Annotated in this window: 12 protein-coding genes; 2 read left to right on the plus strand and 10 right to left on the minus strand. The window is 58.9% G+C overall.

Annotated features, from left to right (window positions below; all coding sequences use genetic code 11):
• Positions 1–196: 196 nt before the first annotated feature.
• The 3 genes from QT231_RS10035 to ptsP are packed head-to-tail and all read right to left on the minus strand — an operon-like array spanning position 197 to position 5,768.
• A complete protein-coding gene (locus QT231_RS10035; protein ID WP_308336759.1) occupies positions 197–1,930 on the minus strand; it encodes a PTS fructose-like transporter subunit IIB in 1,734 nt (577 codons plus the stop codon).
• The gene (gene pfkB / locus QT231_RS10040) at positions 1,927–2,898 is read right to left on the minus strand and encodes a 1-phosphofructokinase (protein ID WP_308336760.1); all 972 of its coding nucleotides are present in this window, start codon (positions 2,896–2,898) and stop codon (positions 1,927–1,929) included. Before pfkB ends, QT231_RS10035 begins: the two co-directional genes overlap by 4 nt.
• On the minus strand, positions 2,898–5,768 hold the full coding sequence (gene ptsP / locus QT231_RS10045) for a phosphoenolpyruvate--protein phosphotransferase (protein WP_308336761.1): 2,871 nt from the start codon (positions 5,766–5,768) through the stop codon (positions 2,898–2,900). Before ptsP ends, pfkB begins: the two co-directional genes overlap by 1 nt.
• A 184-nt stretch (positions 5,769–5,952) precedes the next feature.
• On the opposite strand from ptsP, the gene cra reads away from it, so the two are divergent.
• Positions 5,953–6,930 (plus strand): catabolite repressor/activator, encoded by a 978-nt coding sequence (cra, locus tag QT231_RS10050; RefSeq protein WP_308336762.1) that lies wholly within the window; start codon positions 5,953–5,955, stop codon positions 6,928–6,930.
• Here the strand turns inward: cra and QT231_RS10055 are convergent.
• Both QT231_RS10055 and pyk read right to left on the minus strand, forming a co-directional pair.
• Positions 6,927–7,403, minus strand: a complete 477-nt coding sequence (locus QT231_RS10055) for a methylglyoxal synthase (protein WP_308336763.1) — start codon at positions 7,401–7,403, stop codon at positions 6,927–6,929. The two genes, cra and QT231_RS10055, sit on opposite strands and share 4 nt — an antisense overlap.
• A gap of 74 nt (positions 7,404–7,477) precedes the next feature.
• On the minus strand, positions 7,478–8,998 hold the full coding sequence (gene pyk / locus QT231_RS10060; RefSeq protein ID WP_308336764.1) for a pyruvate kinase: 1,521 nt from the start codon (positions 8,996–8,998) through the stop codon (positions 7,478–7,480).
• A gap of 213 nt (positions 8,999–9,211) precedes the next feature.
• On the opposite strand from pyk, the gene gap reads away from it, so the two are divergent.
• Positions 9,212–10,216: a type I glyceraldehyde-3-phosphate dehydrogenase gene (gene gap / locus QT231_RS10065; protein ID WP_308336765.1), complete on the plus strand. Its 1,005-nt coding sequence runs from the start codon at positions 9,212–9,214 to the stop codon at positions 10,214–10,216.
• A gap of 7 nt (positions 10,217–10,223) precedes the next feature.
• Here the strand turns inward: gap and QT231_RS10070 are convergent, their stop codons facing one another.
• The 5 genes from QT231_RS10070 to QT231_RS10090 form a co-directional block, all read right to left on the minus strand.
• On the minus strand, positions 10,224–11,273 hold the full coding sequence (locus QT231_RS10070) for a LacI family DNA-binding transcriptional regulator (RefSeq protein ID WP_308336766.1): 1,050 nt from the start codon (positions 11,271–11,273) through the stop codon (positions 10,224–10,226).
• Positions 11,274–11,439: 166 nt separating this feature from the next.
• Positions 11,440–12,546 carry a sn-glycerol-3-phosphate ABC transporter ATP-binding protein UgpC gene (locus QT231_RS10075; protein ID WP_308336767.1) on the minus strand — a complete coding sequence of 369 codons (1,107 nt, stop codon included), beginning with the start codon at positions 12,544–12,546 and terminating at the stop codon, positions 11,440–11,442.
• Positions 12,547–12,608: 62 nt separating this feature from the next.
• Positions 12,609–14,234 (minus strand): alpha glucosidase, encoded by a 1,626-nt coding sequence (locus tag QT231_RS10080; protein ID WP_308336852.1) that lies wholly within the window; start codon positions 14,232–14,234, stop codon positions 12,609–12,611.
• 30 nt (positions 14,235–14,264) lie between these two features.
• Positions 14,265–15,107 carry a carbohydrate ABC transporter permease gene (locus tag QT231_RS10085; protein ID WP_064233275.1) on the minus strand — a complete coding sequence of 281 codons (843 nt, stop codon included), beginning with the start codon at positions 15,105–15,107 and terminating at the stop codon, positions 14,265–14,267.
• Positions 15,107–16,090, minus strand: a complete 984-nt coding sequence (locus QT231_RS10090) for a sugar ABC transporter permease (RefSeq protein ID WP_308336768.1) — start codon at positions 16,088–16,090, stop codon at positions 15,107–15,109. Before QT231_RS10090 ends, QT231_RS10085 begins: the two co-directional genes overlap by 1 nt.
• Positions 16,091–16,095: the final 5 nt, after the last annotated feature.

Raw genomic sequence — 16,095 nt, forward strand, 5'->3', positions numbered from 1 at the left:
CGATCCATTTGTTATAAGTGAATGTGGTAACCAAATGCGAAAAGTGGCGTTATGTAAAAATACTACATAAAAAGCGGCAAATAGTAGAGGGTATTTGTGCTTTGAAAGGGGGTAACTGCGTAAAACTACCTGCTTTTTTGAGGGCAGATTGTGAGGGCAGGCGCTATGCCTGCCCTTCACATTTGATGATAAGCCCTTAAGTGGCAACGGCTACCTGGGCCGCGCCGCGTTTGATAAACGCATAGCCTAAACCCGTCACCAACGAGCCCGCTACGATGGCGCCGAGGTAGAGCAGTGCTGGGCTGATCGCATTAGGAATCAGCAACACAAATATACCGCCATGGGGAGCCATCAATTGTGCGCCTGCAAGCATGGAAAGCGCACCGGTGAGGGCGCCGCCCACCATGCAGGCGGGGATCACCCGCAGCGGGTCTTTGGCTGCAAAGGGGATCGCGCCTTCACTGATAAAGCATAGGCCAAGTACAAACGATGCTTTGCCTGCTTCGCGCTCCGGTGCAGAGAACTTGTTGCGCGCCACAAAGCTGGCAATCCCCATACCAATGGCCGGCACCATGCCCGCGGCCATAATCGCCGCCATGGGGCCGTAGGTTTCTGAAGCGAGCAGGCCCACGCCAAAGGTGTAAGCGGCTTTGTTGACCGGGCCACCCAGGTCAAAGCACATCATCGCGCCCAGCAGAATGCCTAGTAGCACCGCATTGGTGGAGCCCATGGATTCCAGGAAACTGGTCAGGCCATTGAGCAGCGCCGCGACCGGCTCGCCAATCACGTAGATCATGGTCAGGCCGGTGACCAAGCTGGCGACCAGCGGAATGATCAGAATCGGTTTGAGGGATTCAATGCTGGAAGGCAGCTTAACGTAACGCGTCACCGCCAGCGCCACGTAGCCTGCCAGGAAACCTGCCAAAATACCGCCAATAAAGCCGGAGCCGATATTGGCCGCCAGCATACCGCCAATCATACCCGGCGCGATCCCGGGGCGGTCGGCGATCGAGTAGGCGATGTAGCCCGCCAATACGGGAATCATCAGTGCGAAGGCGGTGCCGCCACCAATCTGCATCAGTGCGGCGGCCAGAGTGCCTTCCTGCTCGAAGGCTTCAATCCCAAACACAAAGGAGAGCGCTATCAGCAAACCGCCCGCCACCACCATCGGCAACATAAAGGAAACGCCGGTGAGCAGGTGCTTATACACGCCTTTCTCTTTAACGCTCTTATTCGCGCTGCCTGCACTGCTGTTGCCGCTCTCTATAGCAGCCTCGCTGAGCGCGGCTTCAAGAGTGGGGCGTGGCTTTTTCAGCGCGTTGCCGGTAGAGGTGCGGTAGATGCGTTTGCCTGCGAACCGAGCCGGATCAACGTCGATATCGCAAGCCAATACGACCACATCGGCGTCGGCGATCTCATCTTCCGTCAACTGATCTTGGGCGCCTACCGAGCCTTGGGTCTCCACGCGAATGGCGTGACCCATGGCTTTGCCTGCCTCTGCTAGCGCTTCGGCGGCCATAAAGGTGTGGGCGACGCCGGTGGGGCAGGCGGTAACGGCAACGATTTTCTTGCCACCCGTTTCGCTTGGCGTTGCGGCTGTTGCCGTAGCAGCCGGGGCGCTATAAATAGGCGCTTCACGCTTGGCCTGGGCCAGAAAGCCACTGGGGTCGGGGAGGGCGCTGGCAATCGGGGCTTGGAATAGGCGCTTGCCTTCAAAACGCTCTGGGGCCGGCACATGGTCGGCGGCGACCACGATTAAGTCGGCGTTGGCGATCTGCTCGGCGGTTGCGGCCTGGAGCGGGGCGACTTCCCCGTGCATCTCCACGTGGGCTGTCCAGCCTTGGCGCTGGGCAGCTTGTTCCAGGCGCTTAGCCGCGAGGAAGGTGGTCGCCATGCCGCTGGGGCAGGCGGTAATCAGAATAATATTCATAGCGTGGCTCCCTCGGTGATGGTGTCATCAAGACGCCGTATCCGGGTGTGTTGTTGGAGTGAATCGAAATCGGCTGCATGGGGATCGCCCACGCCGACGTGGCGAACGGCCTCGGCAGACAACGCCGTGGCGAAGCGAAGGGTGTGCTCGGGGGCGTGGCCGCTAAGCAGGCCATGCAGGATGCCAGCGACAAAAGTGTCCCCGGCGCAAACGGTATTGGTGGCGGTGACCTTGGGCGGTGTGGCGTGCCAAGCACCCTGGGCGTTCACCCACAGCACTCCCTCCGCACCCGCTGAAATCAGCGCATTGGCGATGCCGCTTAGATGTAGGCGCTTAGCTGCGTTTAAACGTGCATCGGAAGAGGTCATGTCTTCGCCTGCCCATTCGGCCAGTTCATTTTCATTGGGCTTAACGCCTGCAGGGTGCGTCGCTATCGCGGCGTTGAGTGCAGGGCCGCTGGTGTCCACCCATAGCGGCACGCCGCTGGCGTTCAAGTGGTTTAACAGTTGGCTGAAATCGTCAAGAGAGAGCCCAGGGGGCAGGCTGCCCGCCACAACGATGGCTTGCGGGGGCGTTGCGCTGGCCAGCTCGGCATCCAGCTTATTGATCAGCGCCTGCAAATGATCGGCATCAATCGGCATGCCGGGGCCGTTAATATCGGTAACGCGGCCGCTCTGTTCAGCAATTTTGGCATTAATGCGGGTTTCGCCCGGCACGCGCACAAAGGCATCGGCTAAGGCGTACTGGGCAAAAGCCAATTGAAAGGGAGCGTCATTATCGGCCCCTAAAAAACCGCTGACGGTGACGTCGTGACCAAGCCCTGCCAGTACGCGGGCAACGTTGACGCCTTTGCCTGCGGCGTCTAATTGCGCGCTGATAGGGCGGTTGACGCTGCCCAGCACTAGCGCGTCGAGGTTAAACGCCAAATCCAGCGCAGGATTCAGGGTAATACACAGCACGCGGGCCATTAGCGCGCCTCCAGCGCATCGCGCACTTCATCGCTGGTCGCTTGGGAAAGCGCGAGTTGAGCGCTGGCCTGGGCATCTGCAAAATCAAATTCGCGCAGGCGAGCCTTGACCAGCGGAATCTGCCGTGCGCTGACGGAAAGTTCGTCTACGCCAAGGCCGACCAGCACCGGAATGGCCACGGCGTCAGAGGCTAACTCGCCGCACACGCCGACCCATTTACCTTGGCTGTGGGCAGCCGCCACGGTCATTTGAATCAAACGCAGCACCGCAGGGTGCAAACCATCGGCCTGGGCGGAAAGCTCCGGGTGGCCGCGGTCGATGGCCAGGGTGTACTGGGTCAAGTCGTTGGTGCCGACTGAGAAGAAGTCCACTTCAGCGGCGAGGCTGGGGGCTAATAGTGCACTAGAGGGTATTTCAATCATCACCCCAAGCTGCACATCGGTGGCGCGCTGGGAAGTCGGAATCTCCTGGAGTAGGCGGTCGTAGATGACTTTGACCGCGCGGAACTCGGCAATGTCTTTGACCATCGGCAGCATAATACGCAGAGGGCTGTCTTTACCGGCCATCAACAGCGCGCGCAGCTGGGTTTCGAGCACTTCGGGCTGAGTCAGCGCCAGGCGAATACCGCGCAGGCCCAGGAAGGGGTTGTCTTCCTGGGGCACCGGCCAGTAGGGCAGCGGTTTGTCGCCACCCACATCTAGCGTGCGAGCGACCAGTGGGCGGCCATCGAGGGCGTCAATCGCCTGGCGGTACTCGCCAATTTGAGTGGCTAAATCCGGGGCGCTAGCGTGGGCCATAAATAGAAATTCGGTACGCAGCAGACCAACCGCTTCGGCGCCGCGCTCTACCGCATCGGCGGCGTGGGCGGTGTTGCCCAGGTTGGCAGCGACTTCGACACGGTGCCCGTCGCGGGTCTGGGCGACCTCAAAGCGGCTTTCCCAGGCATCGGCTTCGCGCTGTTGGAGGTCTAGCAGTTGCTGTTCGGCGCGCTGCAGGCGCTCCTCGGAAGGCTGCGATGTGACTCGACCGCGTTCGCCGTCCAAAATCATCATGCTGGCGTTGTTGAGCGCCATTACGGCTTGCCCAGCGCCGACGACCGCGGGGATACCCAGTGCGCGGGCCAGAATAGCGCTGTGTGCCGTGGCGCCGCCGCGAACGGTGAGCAGGCCGCGCACCCGGGAAGTATCCAGACGGGCCACATCGGAAGGGCCGATATCGTCCATGACCAGGATGTAGGGGTGATCCGGCGGTTCGGGAAGTGTCACATCGCAAAGCACGCCCAGCACCCGACGACCTACGTCGCGTAAATCAGCGGCGCGTTCGGCCAGCAGACGGTCGGCGAGCATCTCCTGGGCGTGGGCAGCCGTTTCAATCGCTTCCCACCAGCCTGCCTCCGCCGAGCGGCCTTCACGAATGGCATCCACTGCCGCGTGATGGAGTTCCGGGTCGTCGAGCATCTCTTCGTGCATGGAGAGGATATCGGCGACTTCGCCACCGGGGGCCTTGCGCACCAAGCTTTCCAGTTGGGCGGCACCCTCTTTTAGCGCGCTGTTTAAACGGCTGATTTCGTGTTCAGCGTCGCTGGCGTGCTCGGCGTAGTCGAACTGCATCGGGCGAATGACAAACACCGGCGCAATGGCCAAACCGGGGGATGCGGCCACGCCTGCGTGGGGCGTGTCAGCCGCGAGGGGCTCGATATCCGCTTGGGCAGTGCTCGCTTGCGGGGTGCTGTCAAAGCCTCCGTCAAAGGGCGTTACTTTTTCTCCCAGGCCTGATTCAACGGCTTCAGCAACGGCCTCTAACGCTGCGCTTGCCTGTTCGCCTTCGGCTGAAAGTACCAGCCACTGGCCGCGCCGTGCGCCCAGACCGATCACTTTGGTCAGGCTGGCGGCGGAAACCGGGGTGGCGCTGCCTTCTTCCAGGCGTGCCTGAATCGGCATGGCCTGGGCGCGGGCAACTTGCACCAACTGCTTGGCGGGGCGGGCGTGCAGTCCGTGGGGGTTAAGCACACGCACCCGGCGGGTCTGGGTGCTGGCGGTCTCGCCTGCCAGGGTGGCCAGTAGTTGCGCGCTGGTTTTGCCCATCAAGCTTTGGCTTGCGCCGTTTTCTAACACCGCCAATAGCTGTTCTAACAGCGGGCGGTGGGCATCGCCGTGGGCGGCCAGGCAGAACAGCGCATGTACCGGGTGACCCGCGCTCTCCAGGCTCTGCTCCGCTGGCGTGGCGACCCCAAGCGCGGGCTGGTTAACGCCCTGGGCGCTGCTGGCCAGCCAAATCCCGTGGCCTAACCAGGTAGGCTGCGCTGCGGCGACGGCGGTAATAAAGCGGTTATCGACACAGCCGCTTTGACGTAAGCGGGCGGCTGCGGCTAAAACCAGCTCTTGTGGGTCGCGGGCGGGAAAGTTGACGCATAGGGTGTCGGCGTCCAGGCGCGGCTCTAATGCCGGTTTGGAAAGCAGGCGCGCGACATCGGCCGCGGAGGTGGCATTGGCCAACTGTTCGGAAACACCCTCTTTGTCGAGTACGTGCGTCAACTGGCGCAGAATATCCAGGTGCTCATCGTTTTGGGCCGCAATCGTGACCAGCACGTGTACCTGCTGGCCGTCGTGCCACTCGACCCCGTTGGGAAACTGCAGTACGCGCACGCCCGTTTGCTTTACATACTGGCGGCTTTCCGGCGTACCGTGGGGTATCGCAATGGCGTTGCCTAAAAACGTTGAGGACTGCGCCTCGCGGGCATGTAGGCCGTCGCGGTACTCGGCCTCAACCAAGCCGGCGTCAACCAGCGCTTCAGCGGCACTGTCCAGCGCGGTTTGCCAGCTGTCAGCGTTGCGGCCTAGCAAGATGTCATTGGGGCCGAGTGTCAACATAGGTGTCTCCGTGTAGAACCATAGTCGTAGCGCATCGAAGGGAGCTAGATGAATCGTCTCATCTGTGTATAGTTGGCTATGCTGAATCGATTCACTGAATGACACAAGGTTTGTGCTTTTAGACTTTGGTCTGGTAGACGCTAACTTGCTGATAAACTGCCTGATCACACCAAGGGGAAACCGCATGACACTTGCCGATATTGCCCGACTAGCCGGCGTCTCGCGCACCACCGCTAGTTACGTGATTAATGGCCAGGCCGAGCAACGGCGCATTAGCGCAGCGACCATCGATAAGGTGATGGCGGTGGTGCGCCAACACCGCTACCACATTGACCCCCAGGCGGCAGCGCTGCGCCGGGGGGCTAGCCGCTTGCTGGGGCTGATCGTGCCGGATCTGGAGAATATCAGTTACGCCCGGCTAGCCAAGCGCCTGGAGCGTGGCGCCCGGGAGCAGGGGTATCAGCTGTTGATCGTAAGCTCGGATGACTGCGCAGAGAGTGAAAGAACCCTCGCCCTGGCGCTGCGTGCCCAGCGCTGCGAAGTCTTGATCACCGCCAGTTGCCTGCCCAGTGACGACACTTTTTATGCCGACCTGGTCGACGAGGGCTGGTGCGTGGTGGGCATGGACCGTGGCCTCAACCCGGCGCGTTTTGCCAGCGTGGTGAGTAACGATCAGGAGGCGGCGGAGACGTTGACGCGCTCGGTGATTGGTGAGGCAACCAAGCGCGTTGCGTGGTTGGAAGCAATGCCGGATCTGTCGGTGAGTTGCGAACGGCGGGCGGGCTTTCAGGCGGCACTCAAAGGCACTGCTATTGAGCCGCTTTATTTAACCGGATCACACTATGAGCGCAGCGAAGGGGCGCGCTTGGCAGCTCAGCTGCTGGATGAGCAGGGCGGTGCCGACGCACTGGTGACTGGCTCTTACACACTGATGGAGGGGGTGTTCGATGTGTTCTTGGAGCGTGGCGGCTTGCCGGAGAATATTCGTCTGGCCACCTTTGGCGATCACCGGCTGCTGGATTTCCTGCCTCAGCCCGTTAACTCGGCGCTGCAGGATTACGACCGTATCGCCGAGTTAACACTGCGCTGTGCCCTAGCCGCCATGAGCGGCCACTATGAAAGTGGACTGCAGGTGGTGGCTCGCCACCTGCACCGGCGCTAAACCGTGCGCGCCTGGGCCCAGGCGGCAGCATCCGGTATCGACATGTCGTAGCTCTCGCTCAAGTAGGGCGAGGAGAGCAGAAAGTCGGCGCTCGCCGCGTTGCAGGCAACCGGCACATTCCACAGCGCCGCTAAACGCAGCAGCGCTTTGACATCCGGGTCGTGGGGCTGGGGTGAGAATGGGTCCCAAAAGAAGATCAACACATCCAGTTGCTGCTCCGCAATCCGTGCGCCAATCTGCTGGTCACCGCCCAAAGGCCCGCTCATTAAACCCTCGACTTCTAACCCTAACGCGGTCTTAAGCCGCTTAGACGTAGTGCCCGTGCCAATCAGTTTGTGCTGGCTCAGCGTATCCTGCCAGCGGGTTGCCCACTCCAGCATTTCACTCTTTTTGCCATCATGGGCAATTAGCGCAATGCGCTTGCGCGCTTGCAGGGTGCGGATAGCTTGGCGGGGCGGTTGCGCGTCACTCATTCATCACTTTCCTCTTGGTTTTTTTGCTTTTGAAAGGTCGCTATAGATTAAAGCTCGCTACAGAGGTTAGCCCGTTACTCGCTATCCAGGGCAAGGATTTTCATCGTATTGGTGCCGCCATGAGCGTTCATGTGGTCACCGCGAGTCAGAATGACATGTTCGCCAGGGTGGATAAATCCCTGCGTCTGCAGATGCTTCAAGGCCTCTTGGTTGAGGTTGGCAGGATCCATGTCGGTGGTGTCGAAAGGTATTGAGACAACGCCGCGATAGAGCGCCATGCGCCGTTGGGCGATAGGGTTATGGGCTAAGCCGACAATAGGCAGGCCGGAGCGAATCCGCGAAGCGATTAAAGGCGTATAGCCGGTTGCTGTCATGCAGGCGATGGCGCTAACGCCGGATAAGTGGTTAGCCGCATACATTGCCGATAGCGCAATGGTTTCATCGATCCGCTCGAAGCCTTCATGAATGCGGTGGCCTGACTCCTGGGCCATGCGTTCACGCTCGGCACCCAGGCAAACGCGATCCATCGCTTCAATGGTTTCTACCGGGTAGTCCCCGGCAGCCGTTTCCGCTGACAGCATGACCGCGTCGGTGGCGTCGAGCACCGCGTTGGCCACGTCGAAAACTTCGGCGCGGGTAGGCAGCGGTGACTCAATCATCGACTCCATCATCTGAGTAGCGGTAATCACCGCACGATTAAGGGTGCGGGCATGTTTGATAATGCGCTTCTGGGTGCCAATCAACGCCGCGTCACCAATCTCAACGCCCAGGTCGCCCCTGGCCACCATGACGGCCTCTGAGGCTTCGATAATGCCATCCAGGGTGGCGTCGTCGGCAACCGCCTCAGCGCGTTCAAGCTTCGCTACTAGGCCAATCTCTTTACCGGCTTCGCCCAGCAGTTCGCGGGCTTCCTGCATGTCCGCGGCGTTGCGCGGGAAGGAGACCGCCAAATAGTCAACGCCAATCTCGATAGCGGTTTTCAGGTCGGCCTTGTCTTTCTCAGTGAGGGCAGGCGCGGATAGACCGCCGCCCTGTTTGTTAATGCCCTTATTGTTGGAGAGCTTGCCCCCCACGTGAACACGGGTATGAACCTCCTGTCCAACCACACGAGTGACATCCAAAACCAAACGGCCATCGTCGAGCAGTAGGCGGTCGCCTTCCACGACATCCTCGGGGAGGGTTTGGTAGTCGCAGCCAACTCGCTCTGCGGTGCCGCTGTTGGCGTCCAGCGCCATGTCCAAGACAAACGGCTGGCCGACATCGAGTTTGACGGCGCCTTCAATAAAGCGCGCAATACGAATTTTCGGCCCCTGTAGGTCGCCCAGCGCAGCAACGCTGCGACCAAGTCGTTCGGCGATTTCGCGCACCTCGCCTAAGCGGTGGCGGTGGTCATCTGCCGAGCCGTGGGAGAAGTTAAGCCGCACCACATCCACACCGGCTTTGAGCATCGCTTCCAGCACGCCGGGGCGATCGCTGGCGGGGCCGAGGGTGGCAACGATTTTAGTGCGCCGTAGCGGGGTATGTAAGTTGGTCGCGGTGGTCGAAAGAGGGGCAGTAGACGCCTGAGCTGCTGTGTTCGAGGTAGCGTTTGTCACGAGAGCGCTCTCCTTATACAAGGGTATTGTGGGCAATTTAGTATTGGACTACGATAGCGTTTATATAGTAATTTTACTACATATTGGATTTCTACTAGCCTTTTGGGGCGGTTAAAACGCTATTTATCGGCCTCATGACGCTTAAATACGTATTTTTAGTAATTTTTTTACTAAAAGTACCTCTCATTATTATTGGTCAATTGAGGAGCTATCATGACAATAAGAGTTGCGATTAACGGATTTGGCCGTATCGGCCGCAATGTGCTGCGCGCCCTCTACGAAAACAGCTACCGTGACCGTGTTCAGGTGGTTGCCATTAACGATCTAGGCGATCCCTCGCTAAATTCCCACCTGCTGCGTCACGACACTGTGCATGGCCACTTCCTTTTTAAGGTAGAACACGACGCCGAGAGCATCACGGTGGATGGCGATCGTATCGCCATCTCTTCAGAGCGCGACCCTGCGAAACTGCCGTGGTCAGCAATGAATATTGATCTGGTGATGGAGTGCACAGGGTTGTTTACCAAGCGTGCAGCGGCGGCCAAGCATATTGAAGCGGGGGCCAAGCGCGTGCTGATTTCTGCTCCTAGCCCGGATGCCGATGCGATGATCGTTTATGGTGTCAATGAAGGTGTGTTGACTGCTGAAGATACCGTTGTTTCTAACGCTTCCTGCACCACCAACTGCTTAGCACCGGTAGCGAAAGCAATAAACGATGTTGTTGGTATCGAAAACGGTTTAATGACCACCGTGCACGCTTACACCAACGACCAAAACCTGTCGGATGTTTATCACACTGACCCCTACCGGGCGCGCAGTGCCACCCACTCGATGATCCCGACCAAAACCGGCGCTGCGGCGGCGGTAGGCATCGTATTGCCGGAGCTGGCGGGCAAGTTCGATGGTTTGGCGGTTCGTGTGCCGGTAATCAACGTTTCGCTGGTGGATCTGACGTTTACCGCCGGACGCGATACCACCAAGGAAGAGATCAACGCCATCGTTGAGAAGGCTGCCGCCAACTCGCCGGTGTTGGCGGTCAATGCCGAGCCGCTGGTGTCTATCGACTTCAATCACGATGCCAACTCGTCGACCTTTGATGCCAACCACACCCGTGTGAATGGCCGTCTGGTCAAAATCATGGCCTGGTACGACAACGAGTGGGGCTTCTCCAACCGTATGCTGGATACCGCGCTGGCCATGCAGGCGACGGCTAAATAACGCCTTCCTAAGGGCAGGTATCGCCCAGCAGTAGCTCCGTTTGCAGCAGCTGCTGGGCAAGGGGCACGCGGCCTAGAATCATCTGTGCCGCGATCCGCCCCTTGCCCCCGCTATCCTGGCGTACTGTGGTTAAGCGCGGTGCGCGGTACTGCCCTTCGGCAATGCCATCAAACCCGGTAATGCGCAGCTCTTCCGGTACGCGAATACCGCGCTGTTCGGCGAGCGTTAGCGCCGTTAGCGCAATGCGGTCAGACATGCACAGCAGCAGGTCTGGCCGCTGTTCGATGGGCTGGTCGAGAATCTCGGCAATCACCGGCGAACACACCTCAAAGGTATTCTCCTCGATATTCCACAGCGGCACCTGCTCCGTATCCATCGCGCGCTCTTGAAGCGCGGCGTGAAACCCCTCCAGCCGTGCACGGCTGATCGTGCTGGTATGGGGCAGCAGGGTGTGTTCAGGCGTCACGCGGCCATTGCAGGCCTCTTTGGTTAAGCGCAGGTTGATGATTGCCGGACGTTTGGGCAAGTGGCTCAACGCGTGCTGGGCGATTTTATAGCTGGCGGCGGTATCATCGATATGCACCGTTGGACAGCCTTCAATATCAAAATCAACGGACACCAAATTACGCTGGGCGGGCAGTTCATCGAGCAGTTTATTGTTGGGCATTAGCCCATAGACGATAAAGCCATCGGCGATATTGGCCGATCCCGGCGGTTGGGAGGCGTGGCCGCGCCCCGGCAGCAGCAGCAGCGTGTGTCCATGGGCATCGAGAACTTCGGCAACCCCAGAGAGAAACTCGCTGGCCACGGCATCGTTCAAGCTGTAGGTAAGGCTTTCGGCAAGAATGACCGCAATAATCCGCGAGCGGCCGGTGCGCAGGCTGCGCGCTTTGGCGTCAGGGCCGCTGTACCCAAGCCGTTTGGCCTGCTTGAGTATCCGTTCGCGCAGGGCTGGAGAGAGCTGATCCGGGCGGTTAAAGGCATTGGAAATCGTCGCCGTGGAGACGTTGAGTTCCTGCGCAAGATCCTTGAGTGTCATTCGGCGCTGATCAGTCACAATGTGTCCTTAGCAGGCTATTTTTTAATAATTGAAGGCTTAGCTATTTAAAAGGCGCGTTAGATAAAATCGACCCGCTGAGTGCTGCCACTCACCATGATAAGCGAAGGGGAGGTTAGGCACACACAGCGGGTCGGTAATGCGGGTATCTTGGTTGTCTCGTGAGTTAAGCGGCCGCCTGCTGTTCAGCTAATTTCAGCGCTGTACCGCTGTCATCAAACAAGTGGACTTTTTCCCAATCCGCTGCCAGTGATACCTGCTGACCTTCCTTCCACTGGCTGGGTGCTTCGCTGCGGTGGATCAGTAGCGTATCGCCCTGTTTGGGCTCAAGGTAGACGTAAACCTCGTTGCCTAAATACTCGACGTTGACGATATCAAAGCAGTTGCTATCAGTGGGAGCAGCTAAGCATAGATGCTCTGGGCGAATGCCCAGCGTCAACGCTTCACCGCTTTGCCGTTGCTGAGCATCCTGGGGTAGGTCAAGTTCGCCAATCCCCGTGGCCCGCACGCGGCAGCCGCTGGTGTTGCCAGCGAGCAACTCTGCGGGCATAAAGTTCATGGTCGGTGAGCCCATAAACCCGGCAACAAATTTCGTCGCTGGACGCTGATAAAGCTCGTGGGGGCTACCGACCTGCTCGACGTAGCCGCCGTTCAGCACCACGATTTTGTCGGCCAGGGTCATGGCTTCCACCTGGTCGTGGGTGACGTAAATCATGGTTGAACCGAGACGATGATGCAGCCGGGCGATCTCGTTGCGCATTTGCACCCGCAGTGAGGCGTCCAGATTTGAAAGCGGCTCATCAAACAGCAGAATACGCGGTTCACGCGCCATGGCTCGACCCATGGCCACCCGCTGGCGCTGGCCGCCGGAAAGCGCCTTGGGTTTACGGTGCAGGAGCTCTTCGAGCTGCAAAATCTTGGCTGTGCTCATGACCCGCTCGTGCACTGTCTCTTTGGCGGTTTTGGCCAGTTTCAGGCCAAACGCCATGTTGTCGTAAACGGTCATATGCGGGTAGAGCGCATAGGATTGAAACACCATGCCCACCCCGCGTTCCCGCGGTGGCAAGTCATTGACCACGATGTCGTCCATGCTTAGGTCGCCATCGCTAATCGATTCCAAACCGGCGATCAGGCGCAAAAGGGTCGACTTGCCGCAGCCGGAGGGGCCTACGAACACCACAAACTCGCCGTCGCCAATATGTAGATCCACATCGTTAATAATGTGATCGCTGCCAAACACTTTGTTGATCTTGCTAAGCGTTACACTGGCCATGGGTGACTCCTTGCCGACCTCACTGCTTTGCTCGCGTTGGGCCGGCCTGTTGTTTTGTATGGTTAAGTATTATCGGCGACGCGCATAAAGGCCGCTTGATACCCTGGCAGCGTCAGGCTGTCACCGTTGCGCTGAGTGGTAAAGCCGTGGCCCTGCAAGTCGCTCTCTATCGCTAGCGGCAGGCTAACCGTCTGCGCCTCGGCGGTAAGGTTGAAAACGCACAGCAGCTTTTCAGCATCTTTTTGACGGCTAAAGCCGAGCAGCGTTTCGCCCACATCGACCAGCGTTAAGTCGCCGTCGAACAGCGCGTGGTGCTGGCGACGAAAAGCCAGCATGCTGCGCAGCGCATTCAGGGTGGAGTTGGCATCATCCTGCTGGCGGCTTACCGCCAGGTCGCGGTGACTGGCCTCCATGGGTAGCCAGGGCTCAACATTGGAGAAGCCGCCGTGTTCGCTGTCGTTCCAGGGCATTGGCGTGCGGCAACCGTCGCGGCCTTTGAACTCCGGCCACAGCACCTTGCCGTAGGGGTCTTGGATGCGTTCAAAGGGGACGTCGGCCTCCGGCAGGCCCAGCTCTTCACCTTGGTAGAGGCAGACGCTACCGCGTAGCGAGCAGAGCATGGCCAGCGCCACTTTCGGGTAGGCGGTAGGGTGTTCACCTGCGCCCCAGCGGGTGGCGCTGCGTACCACATCGTGGTTAGAGGTTGCCCAGCAGGGCCAGGCATCGCCCGCCAGGCGCTGAAAGCGCTCCAGCACTTCATGAATATAGCGCGCTGAGTGGGGCTTGTTGAGCAGGTCGAAGGTGTACGCCATATGCAGCTTGTCACCACCGGCGGTGTACTCGGCCATACGCTCAAGCGGGTTATCGTCGCCGATTTCACCCACGGTCGTGGTGCCGGGATATTCATCCATCAGCGCGCGCAGATCTTTCAGAAAGTCGAGATTCTCCGGGCGGCTAAGGTCGTAAACATGGCGCTGCCAGGTATAGGGGTTGCTGTCGGGCGCGCCCAGGGTTTTGGCTTCGCCTTTGGGAACCGGCGGGTTGTCGCGCAGCTCGGCGTCGTGGAAGTAGAAGTTGACGGTATCCAAGCGGAAGCCGTCCACGCCCAACTCCAGCCAGAAGCGCATATTATCCAACTGCGCCTGGCGCGCTTCCGGGTTATGGAAGTTTACGTCCGGCTGGCTGGTGAGGAAGTTATGCATATAGTACTGCTGGCGGCGTGAATCAAACGTCCACGCCGGGCCACCGAAAATCGATAGCCAGTTGTTGGGTGGCGTGCCGTCCGGCTTGGGATCGGCCCATACAAACCAGTCGGCCTTGGGGTTGGTACGATCCTGGCGGCTTTCCTGAAACCAGGCGTGTTGATCCGATGTATGGCTAATCACCTGATCGATCATCACCTTAAGCCCCAGCGAGTGGGCCTTTTCCAGAAGTGCTTTAAAGTCCTCCAGGGTGCCGAACATGGGATCGACATCGCAGTAGTCGCTAATGTCGTAGCCAAAATCGAGCATGGGCGAGGTGAAAAACGGCGATAGCCAGATACCGTCCACGTTCAGAGACGCCACGTAATCGAGTTTTTCAGTGATACCTTTAAGGTCGCCAATACCGTCGCCGCGGCTATCCATAAAGCTGCGCGGGTAGATCTGGTAGATAACGCCGCCGCGCCACCAAAGAGTGTTGTCTTGCATCTTGAAATCCATTGTTGACATAAAAAATCCTTAGCCTTTAACGGCACCGGCGGTGAGGCCTGACACAATGCGGCGCTGGAAGATAATCACTAATACGACCAGCGGCACCGTGACCACCACAGAAGCGGCCATAATCGGCCCCCAGGGCAGTTCGTAGGCGCTGCCGCCTGACAGCAGCGCGATGGCGACGGGTACCGTGCGCTGGGTGTCGGTGAGTGTGAAGGTGAGGGCAAACAGAAACTCGTTCCAAGCGGCGATAAATGCCAGCAATCCTGTGGTCGCCATGGCGGGCCACATAAGCGGCAGAAACACTTTTGTGATCGTTACCCAGGGCGTGGCGCCGTCCATGATGGCGGCCTCTTCCAGCTCCATGGGTAGTTGCTTCATAAAAGTGGTCAACACCCAGACGGTGAAGGGCAGGGTGAAGATGGTGTAGCTGAGAATCAGCCCGGCAGGGTTGTTGTAGAGATTGAGTGCACGGATCACCTCAAACAGCCCTGAGAGCACCGCCACCTGGGGGAACATCGAAACGCCCAGAATCACCAACAGCACCGTTGAGCGGCCGCGAAAGCGCACGCGGCCCAGGGCGTATGACGCGGTAATGCCGAGCAGTAGAGCGATGAACACCACGCTAACCGCCACGATGATGGAGTTGAAAATAGCGCGCAGAAAGCTGGTCTGGGTGAAGACGCTGATGTAGTTATCGAAGTTCCAGTTCGACGGCCACAGCTCAACCCGGAAAAGGTCGCTCGACGGTTTTAATGAGGTGACCACCGCGTAGTAGAACGGGAAAACGGCGTACACCATGATCAGCACAATCAGCGCCCAAAACCCGACGCGCTTGGCTACTTTGGCCAACTGACGCGTGTTCATTAGTCACCTCCCAATTGGATTTGTTTACGCCCAACGTAGAGATAAGCCACGGTGGCCAATGCAATAATTAAGAACAGCAGGGTAGAGGCAGCGCTGCCGTAACCGACATCCTGGAATTCGACCAGCTGCTGGCGGGCGTATACCGACATCGACATGGTGCTGGTGGAATTAGAGGTCAGTACGTAGATCACGTCGAACACGCGCAGCGCGTCGAGCAAGCGGAAAATCACCGCTACCATGAGCGCCGGGGTAATTAACGGCAGGGTGACCTTGAAGAACACTCGAATCGGGTGGATGCCGTCTACTTCAGCGGCCTCGTAGCAATCCTTGGGCAGCATTTGCAGGGCAGCAAGCACCAGCAACGCCACGAAGGGGATGGTTTTCCATACATCGACCATAATCACCGCCCACATGGAGTAGGTGGCGTTAGCGGTCCATGCGATGGGAGCGTCAATCACCCCAAGACCCATCAGCATATAATTGATAATGCCGAACTGGTCGTTGAGCATCCACGCCCACATTTGCGCGGAAACGATGGTGGGGATTGCCCAGGGAATCAGTACCGCAGCGCGAACGATTACGCGGCCCTTAAACTCGGCGTTCAAGATCAGCGCGACAATCACCCCGAATACCACTTCCAGGGATACCGACACCACCGAGAAGTAAACGGTGTTCCATACCGACTGCCACCACACCGAGTCGGCCAGTACCCCGTACCAGCGGCCATCGTCATAGACGAGGTAATTCTCAAAGCCAATCAGATTGGCGGCGCCTAAGTCTGACAGTGATGCATCGGTGAAGCTGAGAAAAAAGGTGCGCACCAGCGGCCAACCAGCGACCAGGGTTAATGCAATCAGCATTGGGGCTAAAAACAACCAGGCTGCTTTCACCCGCTGACGGCGAACCTTAGTGCCTCGGCGCTGCTTGGTAGTGAAAGAACGCGCCCCGGTGGGCGCGTCATCATGCTTGATGGAGGTCGACATGGAGG

Source organism: Halomonas sp. SpR1 (assembly GCF_031010175.1).
Classification (GTDB): domain Bacteria; phylum Pseudomonadota; class Gammaproteobacteria; order Pseudomonadales; family Halomonadaceae; genus Vreelandella.